Below are 20970 nucleotides of genomic sequence, written 5' to 3' on the forward strand. Positions count from 1 at the left end.
TGGTCGGCTCCGGTTCTAAGACGCAGCGTCGCTTAAGAACCGAAGCAATCAATCTGGAGGACGCCCATGTCCGGCCCCCATGCCGGCGCCACCTCGCCCGAGGTGCGCCTTACCGGAGCCCTTGGCCTGATCGACCTGTTCGACCGGGCCCTGGGACTGCTGCTCGAGACCGTCGTCGCAGCCCTGGTGGTGGCGGAAATCGTCATCCTCCTGGCCGGCGTCATCTCGCGCTATGTCATGCACGCCCCGCTCGTCTGGTCGGACGAGTTGGCCTCCATCCTGTTCCTGTGGCTGTCCATGCTGGGCGCCGTGGTGGCGCTGCGCCGCTCCGAGCATATGCGCATGGCCGCGCTGCTCACCCGCGTGAAGGCCGGCACCGCCGCCTTGCTGGAAGGGGCCGCCCTCACCGCGCCGCTGGCCTTCCTGCTGCTGATCCTCCACCCGGCCATCGAATATGCCCAGGAGGAAGGCTTCATCGTCACCCCGGCGCTGGAGATTTCCAATTCCTGGCGCGCCTCGGCCATTCCGGTGGGGGTGGGGCTGATGCTGGTGGTCACCCTCATACGGCTCATCAAGCTGCGCGCGCCCCGCATGGTGCTGACCGCGCTGGCCTTGACCGCCGCCATCGTCGCCGCCTTCTGGCTGGCGGGGCCGCTGCTGAAGCCGCTCGGCCAGTGGAACCTGGTGATCTTCTTCGTCGGGCTGGTGGCGGCCTGCGTGCTCTCCGGCGTGCCCATCGCCTTTTCCTTCGCGCTCGCCACCTTCGCCTATCTGGCGCTCACCACCCGCACGCCCATGCTGGTGATGGTGGGCCGGCTCGACGAGGGCATGAGCCATCTCATCCTGCTCGCGGTGCCGCTCTTCATCTTCCTCGGCGCGCTCATCGAGATGACCGGCATGGCGAAAGCCATGATCCAGTTCCTGGCGAGCCTGCTCGGCCATGTGCGCGGCGGCCTGTCCTATGTGCTCATCGGAGCGATGTATCTGGTGTCGGGCATTTCCGGCTCGAAGATCGCCGACATGGCGGCCATCGCCCCGGTCCTGTTCCCGGAAATGAAGAAGCGCGGCGCCCCTCCCGGCGACCTGGTGGCCCTGCTCTCCGCCACCGGCGCGCAGACCGAGACCATCCCGCCCTCCATCGTGCTCATCACCATCGGCTCGGTGACGGGCGTCTCCATCGCCGCCCTCTTCACCGGTGGCATGCTGCCCGCCGTGGTGCTGGGCGCGACGCTGTGCACGGTCGTGTGGTGGCGCTATCGCAAGGAAGACTTGAGCCATATCCGCAAGCCGCCGGCCAAGGAGATCGCCAAGCTCGCCTTCATCGCGGCGCCCGCCATCGCTCTACCCTTCGTCATCCGCGCGGCGGTGGTGGAAGGGGTGGCCACCGCCACCGAAGTCTCCACCATCGGCATCGTCTATGCGGTTCTGGCCGGTCTGCTGCTCTATCGCCAGTTCGACTGGCGGCGCCTGAAGCCCATGCTGGTGGAGACGGCCTCGCTGACCGGCGCCATCATCTTCATCGTCGGCTGCGCCACCTCCATGGCCTGGGGCCTCACCCAGTCCGGCTTTTCCCAGAATCTGGCCAAGGCCATGGGGTCCATTCCCGGCGGCAGCGCCGGCTTCATGGCCATTTCCATCGTCGCCTTCGTGATCCTGGGCAGCGTGCTGGAGGGCATTCCCGCCATCGTGCTGTTCGGCCCGCTGCTCTTTCCCATCGCCAAGGCCGTGGGCATCCACGAGGTGCACTATGCCATGGTGGTCATCTTCGCCATGGGCATCGGCCTCTTCGCCCCGCCCTTTGGCGTTGGCTATTACGGCGCCTGCGCCATTTCCAAGATCCATCCCGACGAAGGCCTCAAGCACATCTGGGGCTATGTGGCCGCGCTCCTGGTGGGCCTGGTGATCGTCGCCGCCGTGCCGTGGATCTCCATCGGATTCCTGCGTTTCTAACCGACCCTCGAGGTGCGTCATGAGCCGATTTTTCGGCGAGATCCGGCAAGCCGGCTATGTGGTGGAAGATATCGAGGCCGCCATGGATTATTGGAGCCGCGTGCTGGGCATCGGCCCGTGGTTCTACAATCCGCGCGTGCCGATCGTGAACTACACCTATCATGGCGAACCCTATGAGGTGCACAATTCGGTGGCGCTGGCCAATTCCGGGCCGCTCCAGATGGAGCTGATCCAGACCCGGAACGACGCGCCCTCCATGTATCGCGACTTCCTGAAGGCCGGGCGCACCGGCCTCCAGCATGTGGCTTACTGGACCGAAAACTACGACGCAGACCTTGCCCGCCTGCTCGCCCAGGGCTTCAAGCCGGCCATGAGCGGGGAAGTGGGCGAGAAGGGCCGCTTCATCTATTTTGACACCGAGTATCATCCGGGCACGGTGATCGAATTGTCCGAAGTGGCGGGGCCGAAGGGCAAGCTGTTCAAGCTCATCCGCGAGGCCTCCATCGGCTGGGACGGCACCGACCCGGTGCGCCCCTTCCCCGATCTCGCCACCCTCTGAGGCCCCGACATGAGCGCCCCCGATCGCATGATCGGCGCCGGCGGGGAGGCCACGCGCTTCTCCGCCTCCTATCTCATCGAGACGCCCTTTGCGCCGGAAAAGGTCGCCGAGGTGATGGCCGGGGAGCAGTCCTGCGGCACCTTCACCCGCGTCCATGGCGAGACGGATGCCCTGCGCGAACGCGCCCGGGCCGAGGTGACGGCCATCGAGGACTTGGGGCAGGTTTCCGAACCGAGCCTCCCCAACGCCTATCTGACCAAGCGCGGCACCCAAGGCCCCTATCGCCGCGCCCGCGTGCATCTGTCCTTCCCCATCGCCAATGTGGGGCCGAACCTGCCGACATTGGCGGCGACGGTCGCCGGCAATCTCTATGATCTCGGCGAAGTCACCGGCCTGCGGCTGGAGACGGTAAGCCTGCCCCCCGCCTTCCGCGCCGCCTTCGACCTGCCCCGACAGGGGGTGGCCGGCACGCGACGGCTGACGGGGGTGGCGGACGGGCCGCTGGTGGGCTCCATCATCAAGCCCAATGTGGGCCTCTCGGCGGAAGAGACCGGCGCGCTGGTGGGAGACCTCTGCGCCGCCGGGCTCGACTTCATCAAGGATGACGAAATCTCCGCCAACCCCGCCCATGCGCCCCTGGCAGATCGCATTCCCGCGGTGATGGCCCGCGTGCGCGCCCATGAGGACCGCACCGGGAAGCATGTGATGGTGGCCTTCAACATCACCGACGAGACCGACGCCATGCGCCGGCATGCGGATCTGGTGGCGAAGGAAGGCGGCTCCTGCGTCATGGCCTCGCTGAACTGGTGCGGCTTTTCCGCCATCCAGACCCTCCGGCGCAGCACGGACCTGGCCTTGCACGGCCACCGCAACGGCTTCGGCGCCTTCTCGCGCCATCCGCTTCTGGGCATGGGCTATGATGCCTATCAAGTGCTCTGGCGCCTGACGGGCGTCGACCACATGCATGTGCATGGCCTGGAAGGAAAGTTCGCGCAGGAGGACGAGGAGGTCATTTCCGGTGCCCGCGCCAGCCTCACGCGGCTGGCCGGCGCGGTGGACGACCGGGTGATGCCCGCCTTTTCCTCCGGCCAGTGGGCGGGCACCGTGCCGGCCACCTGGAATGCCATTGGCGAGACCGACCTGCTGTTCATGTCCGGCGGCGGCATCATGGCCCATCCCGGCGGGCCGGCGGCGGGCGTCACCTCCATCCGGCAGGCCTTCGCGGCGGTGGCGGCGGGGCAGTCGCTGCAAGAGGCGGCACGCAGCGCGCCGGAGCTTTCGGCGGCGCTGGCTTTCTTCGGGGCGCGCGGCTGATGACGCCCGGCCCGCTTTATGGCTGGTATGGGGACGACTTCACCGGCGCCAGCGACACGCTGGCGACGCTGACCCGCGCGGGCCTCAAGGCGCTGATGTTCCTGGGCGTACCCCGCTCTGAGCATCTGGCGCGGGCGGGCGACCTCGATGCGGTGGGGATCGCAGGCGCCACCCGGGCCATGGGGCCGGGCGAGATGGCGGCGGAGCTGGAGCCGGCGGGGGCCTTCTTCGCGGCATTGGGCGTGCGGCTCCTGCACTATAAGGTCTGCTCCACCTTCGACAGCGCTCCCCATGTGGGCAATGTGGCAGTGGCGGCGCGCACGCTCGGGCGGCACTTTCCCAATCCCCTCCTGCCCCTCATCGGCGGACAACCCAGCATCGGGCGCTATTGCGCCTTCAGCACCCTGTTCGCGGCCGCCGGCACAGGCGGCGCCGTCCACCGCATCGATCGCCACCCCACCATGGCCCGCCATCCGGTGACCCCCATGGGGGAGGCGGACCTGCGGCTGCATTTGGCCGCGCAGGGGTTGGGCGATGTGCAAGGCGTGCATCTGCCGGCGTATGCGAGCGGCGCCGCCGGGCTGGAGGCGCGCCTCGCCGCCTTGGGCGATGCCGGCCCGGTTCTGTTCGATGTGACGGAGGCGGCCCACCTGCCGCTTATCGGCGCGTCCCTGTGGGCGCGGGCGCAGGCCCACCCGCTGCTCGCCATCGGCGCCTCCAGCGTGGCGGAGGCTGTGGCCGGCCATTGGAACGCCGGCGCGCCCTTGGGTGCTCCGCCGCGCCTGAAGCCGGCCGATGGGCCGCTGCTGGTGGTGGCGGGGAGTCTGTCCCCCGTCACTGCCCGGCAAGTGGCCACCGCCACCTCCTTCGTCCGCGTGCCGCTGGACGGCGCCCGCCTCGCCGCCGATCCCGCCTATGGGGAGGCGCAGGCCACAGCGCTTGCCGATCATCTCGCCGCCGGCCGCTCGGTCCTCACCTGGACGGCGCCGGACGATGCATCCGCCGCAGACACGGCCCTGTCCGCCACCCTCGCGTCCCGCACTGCCACCCTGCTGGCCCGCGTGCTGGCGCGCTGCCCGGTGCGCCGGGTGGCGGTGGCGGGGGGCGATACGTCGAGCCGGGCCGTGCAGGCGCTGGGCCTGTGGGGCCTGAGCTATGTCACTGCCCCCGATCCGGGCGTTGCCCTCTGCCGCGCCCATGCGGACGATGCCCGCCTTGATGGCATGGAACTTCTGTTGAAGGGCGGCCAGATGGGCGCCCCGGATCTGTTCGAGCGCCTGCGACACGGCGCCTGAACGTCCCTCCGGCCCGCGGGGGTGCCGGAGGGACACCTCCTCTTCACTCGGGCGCCTCGCCCGCCGCATCGGCCCGCCAGGCGCGAACGGGGCCATGGGCGCGCCCGGTGGCGGCGGCGGCAAGGCCATAATGGCGCGCCAGCCGGCTGAGCCCGAGGCCCAGCACCACCTTGGCGGTGCGCGCCGGCCAGCCGTGCTCCTGCTCCACCGCTTCCAGGCCCTTCAGGAAGCAGCACACATCCAGCAGAACGCCGCTCAGTTCCGGCCCCACCGCCTGGAGCGCGCGGTCGAGGCGGCCCTTGGCGGCCAGCACCTGCTCGCTGAAGGCAAGACCGCCCTGCCCCGGGCCCGCGCCGCCGGCCGGGTCCCAGTTGGTGGTCACGCGCGGGGTGAGGCCGGCCCGGGTGAAATCGGAGCGCAGGCGCTCCCCCGCCACCAATTGGGCGGCATCGATGAGCGCGGTGCCATCCCGCCCCTTGCGCTGGGCGAGCCAGGCCAGCGGGCTTTCCGCCAGATCCACCTGAACCTCATGCTCGGCCCCATTCAGCAGGATGCGCTGGGCCGCCAAGGGCCGCGCCGAAGTGCGGGCGGGGCGCGCCCGACGGCCACCGGCCCGCTCCCGGGTGGCGGGTGAAAGGCGCCGCGTCATGCCCGCCGCCCCCGGCGGGGCGGAACGACCGCGGCCCCTCGGACCGCAACCAAAGGGACTTGAAAATTTTCCGCACCACCCATCTTGCATTCTCCAAAATAGGTAATTTATCCTATTACTACACACGCCGGATTTGCTGGCGTCCGCGACCGGAGCCGAACCTCTTATCCTCACGCAAGAAACCGCAAGACCCGGGTGCCGCAGCCGGCGGCACGCGCCGCTGTCGACGCCCTCAACATTAGGATCATTGTCAGGCATTTTTCAAGGGAGATTTTCCCATGCAGGCTTCCAGAGCCTCTCGTCCACCACCGCCGACGCCATCGGCCGGCCGAGGACGCCGACGCGGCGCCATCGTGGGCTTCGCGCCCGGCGACCGGGAGGGGGACATCCGGCGCCATATGGAGGGCTTGGCGCTTGGGGGCTCGGCTGACGGGCTGCGGGCCAACTTGCGGGCGGCGCGCCGGGCCCGCCTCAGCGCCACCGGGCACAGCGATCCCGGACGCCATGCCGCGCTGCTGCGGCTGCTCAAGGGAAAAGCCCCGTCCTGAGATGCGGCCGGGGACAACAAAGCCCCCCGCCGCGCGGCGCGGCGTAGAAGGAGCCCAAAGGCGCCCCCGGGGCTGGGGGGGGGCGGCGGGCGGTCAACAAAAAGGCGCCGCCCCGGGGGGCGGCGCCTTGATACGTCCGGCAATGCGGAAGCGTGCGCTCAGCGGCGGCGACGGCGCTGCTGGCCGAGGCCCATCTGCTTGGCCAGCTCGGAGCGGGCCTGCGCATAATTGGGGGCGACCATGGGATAGTCGGCCGGCAGGCCCCACTTCTCGCGATACTGCTCGGGGCTCATATTGTACTGCGTGCGCAGGTGGCGCTTCAGCGACTTGAACTTCTTACCGTCTTCCAGGCAGATGATGTAATCGGGCGTCACCGACTTCTTCAGCGGCACGGCCGGCTTCAGCGGCTCGGGCGCCGGCTCGGCCTCGCCCTTGGACACGCGCTGCAGAGCGGCGTGGACTTCATTGATGAGGCTCGGCAGATCGGCCGCCGCGACCGAATTGTTGCTGACATACGCAGAGACGATATCCGCAGCCAGCTCGATATAGGAGGTCGATTCCATTGCGTCGCTCATTGGACTTTCTTCAGGGTTTGAAGCTCTGAGGCGGAATTCCAGATGGACTGCGCTGCCCCTTTTTCGCGTCCGCTAAAAATCAGCGCCGTGACACAGTTGCGGTGAGTCGATAACCGCTGTTGTTAGGTAGTTATGTTGAAGCAGAGTGAATTGCAAGTTCATTCTGCCATTCCTCACCCTTATTCTTCCCGGCGCCTGAGGAAACCCGCTAACGCACGTTCTGCACTAGCATCGATCCAAGTGCACAGGCCGCGCACAGGCCATAAGCGTGAGAATGTTGCCGGAAGGATTACCATTGGACGCCAAAATGGCGCCTTGCGACGCAGCATCCCGATGCATATGTGAGCCGTCGAACGTGTCACCACGGCATTCGGCAGGACAGGGAACCAGCGCTGCGCTCAGACGTTCGCCTTCACGCAGAAATGACTATCGGCTCAACTTAACACCCCCTCGCCTGTCCTTCACCTGTCCCGCCGCGATTTCATCTGGATTTTCCCGATCTAACCACGCCACGGAGGTGGCCATGACCGACGAAACCGCGGAACGCAAGGTCATCAAGAGCGAGCAGGAATGGCAATCGTGCCTGACGCCGGAGCAGTTTCGCGTGCTGCGCGAAAACGGCACCGAGCGCGCCTTTACCGGGCCCTATTGGGACGAGAAGCGCACCGGCCGCTATCGCTGCGCCGCCTGCGGCACCGAGCTCTTCGGCTCGAACACCAAGTTCGATTCGGGCACGGGCTGGCCGAGCTTCTTCGCCCCGGTCTCCCGGGAGGCCGTGGCCCTGCACGAGGATGTCAGCCACGGCATGCGTCGCATCGAGGTGCGCTGCGCCACCTGCGACGGGCACCTGGGCCATGTCTTCCCCGACGGCCCCCAGCCCACAGGCCTGCGCTTCTGCATGAACGGCACCGCCCTGTCCTTCGCCCCGGAGTCCGCCGACCATGACTGAGGTTGCCGCCGCCCCCGCCATTCCGGTGGCGCCCCGCAAGCCGTTCAGCCGGCAGGTGCATGGCGTCACGCTGGAGGACGACTATGCCTGGCTGAAGGCCGAGAACTGGCGCGACGTGATGCGCGACCCGACCGTGCTCGCACCCGACATCCGCGCCTATCTGGAGGCGGAAAACGCCTATGCGGACGCCTATTTCGCCCCCCATAAGGGGTTGCAGGAATTGCTGGTGAAGGAGATGCGCGGGCGCATCAAGGAGGATGATTCCTCCGTGCCCGCGCCCGATGGCCCCTATGCCTATCTCTCCCGCCACCGCCAGGGCGGCCAGCATCCGCTCTATTGCCGCACCACAGTGGAGGGTGGCGCGGAAGAGATATTGTTCGACGGCGACAAGGAAGCCGAGGGCAAGGCCTATTTCCACCTGGGCGGCATCCGCCATTCGCCCGACCATGCGCGCCTGGCCGTTTCCGTCGACGAGGCGGGATCGGAACTCTACACCCTGCGCGTCCGGGATCTGGCCACCGGGCAAGACCTGCGGGACCTGGTGGAAGAAACCACCGGCGATCTTCTGTGGTCCGCCGATGGCACGCGCCTCTTCTACATCCGCCGCGACGCGGAGCACCGCCCCTCCAAGGTCTATCGCCATGTGCTGGGCACCGACCCTGCCAGCGACGTCCTGATCTATGAGGAGCCGGACAAGGGCTTCTTCGTCTCTCTGGGGGAAACCCAGTCCCGCGCCTTCGGCCTCATCGCCTGCGGCGACCACGAGACCTCGGAAGTGCACCTGATCGATCTGTCGGAGCCGGACGCGCCGCCGCGCCTGGTGGCCGCCCGCGAGGTGGGCGTGCGCTATGACGTGGAGCACCATCCCGATCTCGGCGGCGAGGATCGTCTGCTGTTCCTGACCAATGAGAAGGGGGCGGAAGACTTCAAGATCGCCATGGCCCCCACCGCCACACCGGCGCGGGAGCATTGGACCGACCTCGTGCCCCACCGCCGAGGCCGGCTGATCCTGAGCCATGTGGCGTTCCGGGGCTTCCTGGTGCGGCTGGAGCGGGAGGACGGGCTGCCGCGCATCGTCATCCGCACGGTCTTTTCCTCCGACGAGCATCCCATCGCCTTCGACGAGGAGGCCTATGCGCTGGGCATGGATGGCGGCTACCAGTTCGACACCAACGCATTGCGCTTCACCTATGCCTCCATGACCACGCCGGCGGAGGTGTGGGCCTATGACATGCATGCGCGCGGCCGCCACCTCCTGAAGCGCCAGGAAGTGCCCAGCGGGCACGATCCCAAGGCCTATGTGACCCGCCGCATCCACGCGCCCGCCCCCGACGGGGAGAGCGTTCCCGTCACCTTGCTCTACCGGGCGGACCTGAAGCTCGACGGCTCCGCGCCCTGCCTGCTCTATGGCTATGGCGCCTATGGCATCACCATTCCCGCCGGCTTTTCCACTTCCCGCCTGTCGCTGGTGGACCGCGGCTTCGTCTATGCCATCGCCCATGTGCGCGGCGGCACCGATAAGGGCTGGCACTGGTACCAGGACGGCAAGCTGGAGGGGAAGACCAACACCTTCACCGACTTCATCGCCGCCGGGGACCATCTGGTGGCAGAGGGTTTCACCAAGCCCGACCGCATCGTGGCGCAAGGCGGCTCGGCGGGCGGCATGCTCATGGGGGCGGTGGCCAACCTGCGGCCGAATCTGTTCGCGGGGGTCATCGCGGAAGTGCCGTTCGTGGACGTGCTGACCACCATGCTGGACGACACCTTGCCCCTCACCCCGCCCGAATGGCCGGAATGGGGCAATCCCATTGCCGATGCGGACGCCTTCGCCCGCATCCGGGCCTATTCCCCGGTGGACAATGTGCGGGTCCAGGACTACCCGGCCATCTTCGCTTTGGCGGGGCTGACCGATCCCCGCGTGACCTATTGGGAGCCGGCCAAGTGGATCGCCCGCCTGCGGGTGGCCAATAGGTCGAAGAACCCAATCCTGCTGCGCACCAACATGGACGCCGGCCATGGCGGCGCCTCCGGGCGGTTCGACCGGCTGGAGGAAGTGGCGCTGACTTATGTGTTCGCCCTGAAGGTGACAGGTCACATCGCCTGAGCTCTTGTCTTCCCATGTGATGGATAGGCCTTGAATGGGACCGGCCATTACATGGGAACGACACAGCGGAAAGAGATGAAAGGCTTCGTAACACAAAGAAAAAACGCAGGGGAAAGCGCGCCACCATATTGATCGACTCCAGCGCCTTGACTAAGTTCCCAGCCGAAATAAATCGCGAATTGCCGGACGGGGGCCTGGCTTATGAGCGTGCTTGAGAACTCGGGCTATCTGGATTTCACAAGCTGGGGCACCACCTCGGCGACCACGGTCCAGCAGGCCTACGGCTTCGATCCGGCGAACATCCAGCCTTATCTGGGCACCGCGCCGATCTATAATGTGGCGCTCATCCTGCCCCGCGCCAACGACCCGACCGCCCTCCTGCACAGCGACTGGGCGACGCGCCAATCCACCCTTGCCAGGATGGAGGCGGACGGCACGCTCTGGACCACCTATGGCGCCGACCAAGCCACCTATGACACCGCCGTGGCCGCCCTCGCCGGCATGGGCATTCCCGTTGTGGGCGACGCGGACGCGACCGACGGCCATGTGAGCTCGGCAGCCTCGCGCACCATCTGGGTCAATCTCACCCCGGCGCAATTCAACCAGCTGTTCGGCACCCCGCTGCTGGTGAATGACGAGCCCGGCAACTTCAAGGTCTTCTATGAGGGCGACCTGACCTTGCCGGCCGCCATCCCCGCCACGGGCCTCTATATCGAGGGAGCCGGCGGGGAAGCGGTGGAGGCCCTAACGGGCACGTCGGTGACGCTGGAGCCCGGACCGCAGAGTCCGGGCAATGCGTCCGCCACCGGCATCGTCCTGCCGCCGCAGGACATTGCCGACGTCTACCATCTGCCCTTGACCGGCAGCCCCTCCGTGACCGGGACCGTGGCTCTGGTGGAGCCGGTCATCGGCTCAGCCCTGACCGTGGGCAGCACCACCACCTTCGACCAAGCGGTGGCGGATTATCTGGCGTCGATCAAGGTCACCGGCACGCCGCAGACCTACACCGTGGCCAATGGCGGGCAGGAATTCAGCTCGGAATTTGGTGGAGAGCGCTCCCTGGACGTGGGCGTGGTGGCGGCGGTGAATCCCAATTCCACCATCGGCCTTTACGCCGGCTCCGGCCTGCTGGGCGGCTCCACGTTCGCCAGCTATCAGGGCGCCATCTGGGACCTGGCCCACAATCCCTCGGTCCTGTCCTCGTCCTTTGGTGACGTTTCCCTTCCCGCGCCCGATTCGCCCTTCTTCGCCGCCTTCCAGGAGCTGTTCGTGGATGCCGCCCTGCGCGGCCTGTCCATCTATATCGCATCGGGCGATGGCGGGTCGGGCGGCGAGCTGGCAACCGGACTTCCCAACTTCCAGGCCGCCAGCTCATCGCCCTATGTGACGCTCGTGGGCGGCACCTCGCTGAGCCTTGTGCCGGCGGCGGAGACGGATGCCACCCTGGCCGGGCTGCTGGCAGCGGTGGAAGCCGAGGATCTCGGCACGCTCAAGATGCTGGTGGAGGGCGGGCTCACCATGGCACCCACCGCCCTGAATGCCTACAATGCCCTCGTCGAAACGGTCTGGAACCAGTACGACCTTCGCAGCAGCGGGCTCTTGCCGGGCTATCTGGTGAATGCGGCCGGCGCCGGCGCGGTGGATACGCGCCTTGAGATTCCCTCCTACCAGGCGCAGTTCGGCCTCACCCCCACCAACCCCATGGGCGGCAACGGACGCGGCTTGCCGGACGTATCAGCCAATTCGGGCGGCAATCTCTCCTACTGGGTGCCGAACGCCGACTTCACCTCGGAAAACGGGAGTGGCGGCACCAGTGCCTCGACCCCGTTCTGGGCCTCGCTGGCGCTGCAGGTGAACACCATCTTCGAGGCCCAGCTGCTGCCGAACCTCGGCATGTCCAACGACCTGCTCTATATCGCGGCGGCGATCGCCCCCGGCGCCTTCAACGACGTGCGCCTGGGCAACAACATCTCCACCTACGTGGCCGGCGGCACGCTGGTGACCGACACCAGCGGCGGTGGCACCACCACCATCACCCCCACCGGCCTCGGCTATGAGGCGGGTGAGGGCTATGACCTGACCACCGGCCTCGGCACGCCCAACGGCACGCTGCTCGCCCGCGCGCTCGCCACCATCGGGCAGACGCAGATGCATCCGCACGTCGCCGCCCTGGTCGAGGATACGGGGGACGGCATCCATTATGTCTCCGGCGCCAGCCAGAGCCTCATCGTGCAGTCGAGCCTCGCGCGGGCGACCAGCTTCGGCCTGACGGTGGACGGGCACGCCTCCACCTTCGCCGGCGCCATGGGCGATGCCTATGCCTGGAACGCCGCCTTCGCGCAGAAGTCGCTCCAGGCCAATTTCGCGCCGGAGCTGGTCACCCTGTTCGACCGGCAGGCGCAAGGCACGGTGACGCACATGGACGTGGCCGCGGGAGCGCTTCTGTCCGTGGACATTGGCGGTGCTTCGGCCGCAGGGCACCAGGTCGACCTCACCTCGGACTTCGGCTTCGGCAGCTTTGCCGGGGCGGCGGGCGAGGTGGACGTGGCGCGACCCGTGGCGGTGGCCGCCACCGCCGGCGGCCTCGACGACCAGACCGCCCTCGTGCGCCTGCGCCAGAACGGCATGTTCGACCTGGAGGTCCAGTTCTACAAGGTGGACGACCTCAACGGCACCATAGCCGGCCTCGCCCCGGGCGCCGCCGGCTATGCGGCGGCGGCGCAGACCCGGGCCTACCTGACCTCGGATGGCGACACCTGGGTGGCTGGCGCGGGCTATGGCGCCTATGCCCGGGATGCGATCTTTGGCGTGGATGCCGGCGACCTCATCGCCATGCGCCTGTTCAACGGCAAGGACACCTTCTGGGCCTTTGCCGGGGGCAATGAGCAGGTGGGCGGGCAGTCCGTCGCCCATCTGTGGAGCTACGGCCTCAACACCTGGGGCTGGGAAGACACCTATGGCGGTGGCGACCACGATTATAACGACCTCGTGGTGCAGCTCGACTTCTCCAGCGCCTATACGGCGAACACGCTGGCGAACGCGCAGGAGTGGCTCGCCTGAGGCCGGCTGCGCCCGCCGGGGTCTCCGGCGGCCAGGTTAAATTTCAGTCATAGAGCGGCTTTTCAGCGGGTTGCGCGGTCCGCCCGTCTTGCGGCTGCCGCTGCGTCCCGGCAGATTTGCGCCGCTCGCACACAGGGCACCGGACTGCGCGGGAGCCGCGCCAGCGGGAGGCGACGGGTGCGGACCTTCGAGCGCTCTTTGGGTGCGATCCGAGGAAGGTGGGCCATGGATCGGTATCGCCAGGACAGCGCCGCGCCCGGAGCGGGGATCGGCGGGGACGTTCGGCCGGTGCGTCGGCGCGCGGCACCGACCGGCCGGCAAGCGCTTCCCACGGCCAGCCCCAGGGCCTTGGCGCGGGCGTGCATGGGGCCTTCTCCCGTCCCGCCCCATCACCCGCCTCCAGCCAAGCCCCGTCTGAGGCAAGCTTGCGCTCGTCCCCGTCTTCTCCCTCCGTCCTTTTGCCGGCGCTGCCCGGCGCAACAGGCCACGTGCGATGACCTCGACCACTGAAATCGCCCATTCCTCCTATCTGGACTTCTCCGCCTACGGCCTGCTTCAGCCCGGCACCAATACGGTGGCCGCCGCCTTCGGGTTCAGCGATTCCGAGGTAGAAACAGCGGACGACACCTATTCGATCAATGTGGCGCTGGTGCTCCACCGGGCGACCGATCCCACCGCACTGCTGGAGAGCGACTGGGGGACGCGCCAGAAAACCCTGCAATCCATGAGCTCAGAAGAGCTTTGGACCAAGTATGGCGCCGACAAGACCACCTATGACCAAGTGAAGACCGAGCTGGAGCACTCCGGCTATACGGTCCTTGGCAGCAATCCCGCCACCACTGGCGACTATGTTACCTCGGCGGAATCCCGCACCATCTGGCTTTCGTTGACGGCCAGCCAGTTCAAGGCGCTGTTCGGCACCGACCTGATGGTCGGCGGCATCACCAGCGACGGCTACAGCTGCCTGTTCTGGAACGGCAATCTGAGCCTGCCCTCCACCATCGCCGCGGCGGTGGATGGCCTTTGGGTGGACGATGGAGAAAACCCGCCGCCGGGCCAGAATCTGGCCGGCAATGTCAGTGTCACCTTGCCCCAGGGCGCCCAGAGCATCGGCAACTGGAGCGACGCGGACAGCGACAGCATCAACTTCTTTCCGCAGGACATCGCCAAGGGGATCTACAATTTCCCGCTGTCGGGCGAGACGGTCAACACTGGAATGATCGGCCTGATCGAGCCCAACATCGGCACCTCCGTGCCCGGAACGGTCAGCTTCCAGACCCTGCTTGAGCAATATTGGGACTATGTGGGTGTGACCGGAACGGGCGTTGCCTACACCCAAGGCGAGGCCGGGGCGCAGACGGGTGCCACCAGCACGGAGCGGTCGCTCGACGTGGGCATTGTCACCGCCATCAATCCCAACAGCGACCTCGCGCTCTATGTAGGGTCAGGCTACAACGGGATGGCCTATAGCAGCGTCTATACGGCCTATCAGAGTGCCTTCTGGCAGACACCGGAGGGTCTGACCCGGGGCACGCGGCCGGCCGTCATTTCCTCGTCGTGGGGCGACCTGACCATCCAGGCGCCCGATTCCCCCTTCTATCGGGCCTATGCGGAACTCTACAAGGACGCGGCGCTCCAGAACCAGACGGTCGTGGAGGCCTTGGGCGACGGCGGATCGGGCAATGGGAGCGCCAATGGCGTCACCAATGTGGAAGCCAATTCCTCCAGCGCCTTTACGCTCGTGGTCGGCGGCACCTCGGTGTCGGTCGTGGGGGCGGCGAACGAGGACAACACTTTGACCAGCGTGCTCGCCTCCGCCGAGGCGGGCACGCTGGCAACGCTCTGGCAATTGATTGCGGGCGGTCTGAAGACACCGGTGTCGGACCAGTCGGGCGTCATGACCTTCATCGAGACGGTGTGGAACGATTATTACGTCACCGCCAGCAACAAGATCGAAAACGGCTATCTGACCAACAACACCTCCTCGGGGGGAGTGGACACCACCCAGGCGACCCCCCGATACCAGATCGATTATGGCCTGACGCCCACCGATCTGGTCTCTGGATTGCCCGGCCGCGGCGTACCGGATGTCACGGCCAATGCCGGCGGCAACATGTATTACCTGACGCCGCAGGGCGACATGACGCTGAATATGTCTGAGGGCGGCACCAGCGCCGCCGCGCCAGTCTGGGCCGCCCTCCTCACCCAGATCAACACCATCTTTTCCGACCAGGGCCTGCCGAACCTCGGCTACATGAACGACCTGATCTACCAGGCTGCCGCCATCGCGCCGGGGGCCTTCAATGACATCACCATGGGCAACAACACGTCCAGCTTCTACTTGGGCGGCTCCTATACCACCAAGCAGCCCGTCACCTCCGAGCAGACCGCCGTCACGCCCACCGGCTATGGCTATGAGGCGGGAACCGGCTATGACTTGGTTTCCGGCCTCGGCTCGCCCAACGGCCTGCTGCTGGCCCGGGCGCTCACCGCCATCGCCCACACCCAGATGTCTTACGATCCCACCCCGGTGCTGGAGGGGGCGGGCGCGGGCTGGACCTCGAGCGTGACGCAAAGCCTTTTGTTCCAGGCCACGAGCCCGGCCAACACGGACATCGCGCTGCAGTTCAGCACGCAGGCCACCGCCGTCACCAGCGGCAGCGCGGCCGCCTATGCCTGGACCGCCCAGTTTGCCCAGCAGAGCCTGCAATCGGACTTCTCGTCCGACCTCGTCACCCTGTTCGACCGCCAGGCGCAGGGACGCGTGTATGAGGCCCATGTGGAGGCCGGCGCCACGGTCTCCGTCTCCATCGGCGGCGCCGCCGCCACAGCCTATCAGGCGGCGCTGACCTCCGATTATGGCTTTGTGGACTTCGCCAATGCCCATGGCACGGTGGAGGTGGCCCGTCCGGTGGCGGTGGCATTCACCGCGGGTGGCGCCGATGACGCGGATGTGGTGGTGCGGCTGCGCCAGAACGGCATGAATGACAGCGCCGTCACCTTCTACAAGGTGGACGACTATGCCGGCACCATCAACGGCATCGCCCCGGGCCAGACGGGTTACGCGGCGGCGGCAGCCACCCGCGCCTACCACACCGACACCGGCGCCACGGCCATTTCGGGCGCCGGCTACGGCCAATTCAGCCAGGCGAAACTCTCCGACGTCGATCACGGGGACCTTGTCGCCATGTCGCTGTCTTCGGGAGGCCACACCTATTGGGGCTTTTCCAGCGCCAACGAGAAGGTGAATGGCGTCAGCGTCGGCCACCTTTGGAGCTACGGCTTGAACACCTGGGGCTGGGAAGACCAGACGGGCGGCGGCGATGCCGATTATAACGACCTAGTGGTCCAGCTCGATTTCACCTCCGCCACGGGCCACGACTGGCTGGTGTGAGCCGCAGCGCGCGGCCGGCCGTCTCCCGGGCCCGCAGAGGCGCAGATGAGACGACCTCAATGGCGGCGACCGGCATTGTGCAGATCGCGGGCATCGACGGCTGTTCCGCCGACGGCCTCTCGGTTGCCTTTCCATCTGGCGTCAGGCGGGCGGGTGGGAGGCGGGCTGGTCCGACGCCCGCCGGCAATGGCGGTGCGGCGAGCGCTGCGGGAGGTAACAGACGACAGGAACACATGCACGAGGCTTGAACGTGGCTGCGCAGGGGCCGCCTGCCCCGCATTAAATTTCAGTCACAGTGCGGGTTTAGCCCAATTGTGGCGATCCCAAGGCTTGCGGTTGCCCCCCGGCCACGACACACTCAGCAACATCACGGCGACCATCGCCGCCCCGTCAGGGCCTGCATCAACCGCGTGGCGGAGGGTGCAGTCGGGGCAGGCACCCCGAGGGCGCGCACCGAAGGCGAGCATCGACGGCGCGCACCCAAGGCATTTGCCGGAGGCGCGTCTGCCCGAGCGCCCTCTTCGGGGCCGACCTCTTTCGAGGGGCGTGCGCCGTGGTGTCAGGAAGGGGGCCCGCAAGAGCCCCCCGGTCTTGGGGAGGAGTGCCATGGTTCCGTGTTTGCGTGGCCGGGGTCGCCCCTTGTGCCAGCATGCCCGCGCCGCCCGTGGTCCCGCCCCGCTCCCCGCCCGCCGGTCTCCCGCTTTGCTCCATAGGTTCGCACGATGACTGCCCCCACCACCGAGATCGCAAACTCCTCCTATCTGGACTTTGCCGCCTATGGCCTGCTCCAGCCGGGGACCACGACGGTTCAGGCGGCGTATGGCTATTCCAACAGCGAGGTCCAGGCGGCGGACGACAGCAATTCCATCAATATCGCCCTGATCTTCGATCGCGCGAACGATCCCACCGCCCTGCTGGAAAGCGACTGGGGCACCCGCCAGAAGACGCTGGCCTCCATGACGCCGCAGCAGCTCTGGAGCACCTATGGGGCGGACCAGACCACTTATAGCAATGCGCTTCAGTGGCTGCAGGGCCAGAACTACCACGTGCTCGGCAGCCACGCGGCCACCACCGGCGACTATGTCACCTCGCAGGAATCGCGGACCATCTGGCTGTCGCTGAACGCCACCGAGTTCCAGAATCTCTTCGGCACCCAGCTGATGAAGGCGGGGGTCGACTCCAGCGGCTATGACTTCCTGTTCTGGAACGGCAATCTGAGCTTGCCCTCCAACATCGCCCCCGGCATTGCCGGCCTGTGGGCGGACAATGGCAGCTGGCCGCCCACCGCGCAGGACCTGTCGGGCGGCGCCTCCACCACCTTGCCGGTGGGGCCGCAGAGCATCGGCAATTCCACCACGGCGGACACCAATGTGGACCCGCAGGACGTGGCCGCCGGCATCTATAATTTCCCGCTGAACGGCGAGACGGTGCAGACCGGGCTCATCGGTTTCATCGAGCCGGGCATCGGCACCTCCGTGCCGGGCACCACCAGCTTCCAGGATCTGCTGGAGCAGTATCGGGCCGCGGTGGGCGTCACGGGCACGGGGACCGCCTATGCGCAGGGCGAGGTGGGGGCGACCCCCGCCACCAGCAGCGGCGAGCGGTCCCTGGACGTGGGCATCGCCACCGCCATCAATCCCAACAGCGACCTCGCCCTCTATGTGGGGTCGGGCTATAATGGCTGGGCGGAGGCTGGCACATACACAGCCTATCAGAGCGCCTTCTGGCAAACCGCCACGGGCCTTCCCGCCGGAACGCTTCCGCAGGTGGTGTCCTCATCCTGGGGTGATGAGAACATCCAGTCGCCGAACTCGCCCTTCTACTGGGCCTATTGGCAGCTTTACATCGACGCGGCGCTGCAGAACCAGACGGTGGTGATCGCGCTGGGCGACGGCGGATCGGGCAATGAGACCGCCAACGGCGTCACCAATGTGGAAGCCAATGCCTCCAGCCCCTTCACGCTGGTGGTGGGCGGCACCTCGGTCTCCACCCCCGCGACGGCCGTCGACGACCCCACCCTCGCCTCTCTCCTGGCCTCGGCCCAGTCCGGGAACATGGCGACCATCTGGCAATTGGTGCAGGGCGGGCTGAAGGCGCCCTATTCCGACCTTTCCGGCGTCAGCACCTTCGTCGAGACGGTGTGGAACGAATATACCGTGACCACCGCCAACAAGATCCTGGATGGCGGCTATCTGGACAATAATGCCAGCTCCGGCGGCGTGGACACCACCCAGCCGCAGCCCGGCTACCAGACCGACTATGGCCTCAATTCCACCGATCTGGTGAGCGGCCTGCCCGGCCGCGCCGTCTCCGACGTGTCCGCCAATGCCGGCGGCAACATGTTCTACTGGACGCCGAAGGGCGACATGACCGGCCTCACCGGCGAGGGCGGCACCAGCGCGGCGACCCCGGTCTGGGCCTCGCTCATCACCCAGTTCAACACCATCTTCGCCGACCAGGGCCTGCCGAACCTCGGCTACATGAACGACCTGGTCTATCTGGCCTCGGCCATCGCGCCCGGTGCCTTCAACGACATCACCATGGGCAACAACACGTCCAGCTTCTACATGGGCGGCGCCTACGAATCCGCCGGCTCCCAGATCACGCCCACCGGCTATGGCTATGAGGCCAGCGCCGGCTTCGACCTCATCTCGGGACTTGGCACGCCCAACGGCCTGCTGCTCGCCCGCGCGCTCACCGCCATCGCCCACACCCAGATGTATTTCGACCCCACCCCGGTGCTGGAGGCCTCGGGCAGCGATTGGGTGTCCTCCGCCTCGCAGAGCCTCCTGTTCCAGTCCACGGGCCTGGGGGACGAGGAAATCTCGCTCAATTTCACCAAGATCCCCAACACCTCCTCCAATACGGCCTCCGCCGCCTATGCCTGGACCAGCCAACTCGCCCAGCAGAGCCTGCAGTCGGACTTCTCGGCCGAGCTCGTCACCATGTTCGACCACCAGGCCCAGGGCACGCTCTACCAGACCCATGTGGCTGTCGGCACGGACGTGTCGGTCTCCATCGGCGGCACGGCGGCCAGCGCCTATCAGGCGGCGCTGACCTCCGACTACGGCTTCATGGAGTTTGCCAATGCCAATGGCGCGGTGGAGGTGGCCCGACCGGTGGCCGTGGCCTTCACCGCCGGCGCGGCGGATGACATGGACGTGGTGGTGCGCCTGCGCCAGAACGGCATGAACGAGAGTTCCGTCACCTTCTACAAGGTGGACGATTTCTCCGGCACCATCGGTGGCCTCGCCCCCGGCCAGGCCGGCTATGCGGCGGCTGCGGCTTCGCGCGCCTATCACACCGACACCGGCACCACCTCCATCACCGGCGCGGGCTATGGCCAATACAGCCAGAGCGAGATCACCGGCGTCGACCATGGCGACATCATCGCCATGTCGCTGACGTCAGCGGGCCACACCTATTGGGCCTTCTCCCAGGCCAATGAGCAGGTGAACGGGCAGTCGGTTGGCCATCTGTGGAGCTACGGCCTCAACACCTTCGGGTGGGAAGACCTCTATGGCGGCGGCGACCACGATTACAACGACCTGGTGGTGCAGCTCGACTTCACCTCCGCCACCGGCCACGACTGGCTGGTGTGAGGGTCGCTCTCAGGGCAGGAGCGGCAGGTGGCCGCTCTTGATGAGGTAGAGCGCCCCGGTCACCGTCACCACCGAGGCCGCCGTGCCCAGCAGCACGGCGGCGGAGGCTTCCTCCACATAGATGCGGTATTGGCGCGCCAGCACGAAGCAGTTGAGCGCCGGCGGCAGGGACGCCATGAGCACCGCCGTCTGCACCCAGGGCACGAGGAAGGTGCCGAGGCTGGTCATCACCACCAAAGCGATGGCCGGATGCACCAGCAGCTTGAGGGCCAGCAGCGGCGGCAATTCGCGTGGCACATGGCCAAGCGGGCGCAGCGCCACCGTGACACCCAGCGCGAACAGGGCGCAGGGGGCGGCGGCATTCTTCAGGAAGTCCAGCATCCGCTCCACAGCGCCGGGCGCGCGGAACTCGAAGGCGGCCGAGACGATGCCGAGCAGCGTCGCCACGTTGAAGGGATGGGTGAGCACGCGGCGCACCACCAGCAGCAAAGTGGCGCCGATATGCCCTTCCCGCCGCTGCACCGCCATGAGCAGCGGCACGAGGGTGAAGAAGAACAGGCTGTCGCAGGCGAAGATGAGGGCGGCGGGAGTGGCCGCATCCTGGCCCAGCGCCGCCAGCGTCAGGCCTGGGCCCATATAGCCCACATTGGCATAGCCGCCGACGGTGGCGGCGATGGCCGCCTCCCCCACATTGCCCCGCCGCAACCACAGCCCGATGCCCAGCGCCAGGAACGCGCACAGGGAGGTGGAGACCACCACCGCCAGGATGAAGCGCGGATTGACCAGCTCGGAAAAGGGCGTCTGCGCCACGATGCGATAGAACAGGGCCGGCAGCGCCAGATAGATGATGAAGAAGGTGAGCCAGGCCAGCCCCTCTTCCGGCAGGCGCACGAACCGCCCGCAGCCATAGCCGAGAAAGATGAGCCCGAAGAAGGGCAAGGCAAGGCCGATAATGTCCGACATGGAAACCT

At 67.2% G+C, this 20970-nt stretch carries 12 protein-coding genes; 9 read left to right on the forward strand and 3 right to left on the reverse strand.

The genetic code is table 11. The features are described from left to right. The first annotated feature begins 66 nt into the window (after positions 1-66). The 4 genes from ACT54L_RS21370 to ACT54L_RS21385 are packed head-to-tail and all read left to right on the forward strand — an operon-like array spanning position 67 to position 5118. Positions 67-1950 carry a TRAP transporter large permease gene (locus tag ACT54L_RS21370; protein ID WP_476087660.1) on the forward strand — a complete coding sequence of 628 codons (1884 nt, stop codon included), beginning with the start codon at positions 67-69 and terminating at the stop codon, positions 1948-1950. Positions 1951-1969: 19 nt separating this feature from the next. Next, a complete protein-coding gene (locus ACT54L_RS21375; protein ID WP_476087661.1) occupies positions 1970-2509 on the forward strand; it encodes a VOC family protein in 540 nt (179 codons plus the stop codon). A 9-nt stretch (positions 2510-2518) separates the two neighbouring features. Continuing rightward, positions 2519-3823, forward strand: a complete 1305-nt coding sequence (locus tag ACT54L_RS21380; protein WP_476087662.1) for a ribulose-bisphosphate carboxylase large subunit family protein — start codon at positions 2519-2521, stop codon at positions 3821-3823. Beyond that, positions 3823-5118 carry a four-carbon acid sugar kinase family protein gene (locus ACT54L_RS21385; RefSeq protein WP_476087663.1) on the forward strand — a complete coding sequence of 432 codons (1296 nt, stop codon included), beginning with the start codon at positions 3823-3825 and terminating at the stop codon, positions 5116-5118. Before ACT54L_RS21380 ends, ACT54L_RS21385 begins: the two co-directional genes overlap by 1 nt. A 43-nt stretch (positions 5119-5161) precedes the next feature. Here ACT54L_RS21385 and ACT54L_RS21390 read toward each other — a convergent pair whose 3' ends face one another. Beyond that, on the reverse strand, positions 5162-5767 hold the full coding sequence (locus ACT54L_RS21390; RefSeq protein ID WP_476087664.1) for a DUF6456 domain-containing protein: 606 nt from the start codon (positions 5765-5767) through the stop codon (positions 5162-5164). Positions 5768-6473: 706 nt separating this feature from the next. Continuing rightward, positions 6474-6890 (reverse strand): Ros/MucR family transcriptional regulator, encoded by a 417-nt coding sequence (locus ACT54L_RS21395; protein WP_209102498.1) that lies wholly within the window; start codon positions 6888-6890, stop codon positions 6474-6476. A gap of 523 nt (positions 6891-7413) precedes the next feature. On the opposite strand from ACT54L_RS21395, the gene msrB reads away from it, so the two are divergent. From msrB to ACT54L_RS21420, 5 genes are all read left to right on the forward strand, one after another. Further along, positions 7414-7839 (forward strand): peptide-methionine (R)-S-oxide reductase MsrB, encoded by a 426-nt coding sequence (gene msrB, locus ACT54L_RS21400; protein ID WP_476087665.1) that lies wholly within the window; start codon positions 7414-7416, stop codon positions 7837-7839. After that, positions 7832-9943, forward strand: coding sequence for a S9 family peptidase (locus tag ACT54L_RS21405; protein WP_476087666.1), 2112 nt, complete (start codon positions 7832-7834; stop codon positions 9941-9943). The genes msrB and ACT54L_RS21405 overlap by 8 nt, the downstream gene beginning before the upstream one ends. Positions 9944-10144: 201 nt before the next feature. Beyond that, positions 10145-13003: a hypothetical protein gene (locus ACT54L_RS21410; RefSeq protein WP_476087667.1), complete on the forward strand. Its 2859-nt coding sequence runs from the start codon at positions 10145-10147 to the stop codon at positions 13001-13003. A gap of 493 nt (positions 13004-13496) precedes the next feature. After that, entirely contained in the window at positions 13497-16397 is a 2901-nt protein-coding gene (locus ACT54L_RS21415; RefSeq protein WP_476087668.1) for a hypothetical protein, read from the forward strand. 722 nt (positions 16398-17119) lie between these two features. Further along, positions 17120-19999, forward strand: coding sequence for a DUF4114 domain-containing protein (locus tag ACT54L_RS21420; protein ID WP_476087669.1), 2880 nt, complete (start codon positions 17120-17122; stop codon positions 19997-19999). Between the two features lie 9 nt (positions 20000-20008). Here the strand turns inward: ACT54L_RS21420 and ACT54L_RS21425 are convergent, their stop codons facing one another. Then, a complete protein-coding gene (locus ACT54L_RS21425) occupies positions 20009-20962 on the reverse strand; it encodes an AEC family transporter (RefSeq protein ID WP_476087670.1) in 954 nt (317 codons plus the stop codon). Positions 20963-20970 lie beyond the last annotated feature (8 nt).

This window comes from Aquabacter sp. DMC10 (genome assembly GCF_056314145.1).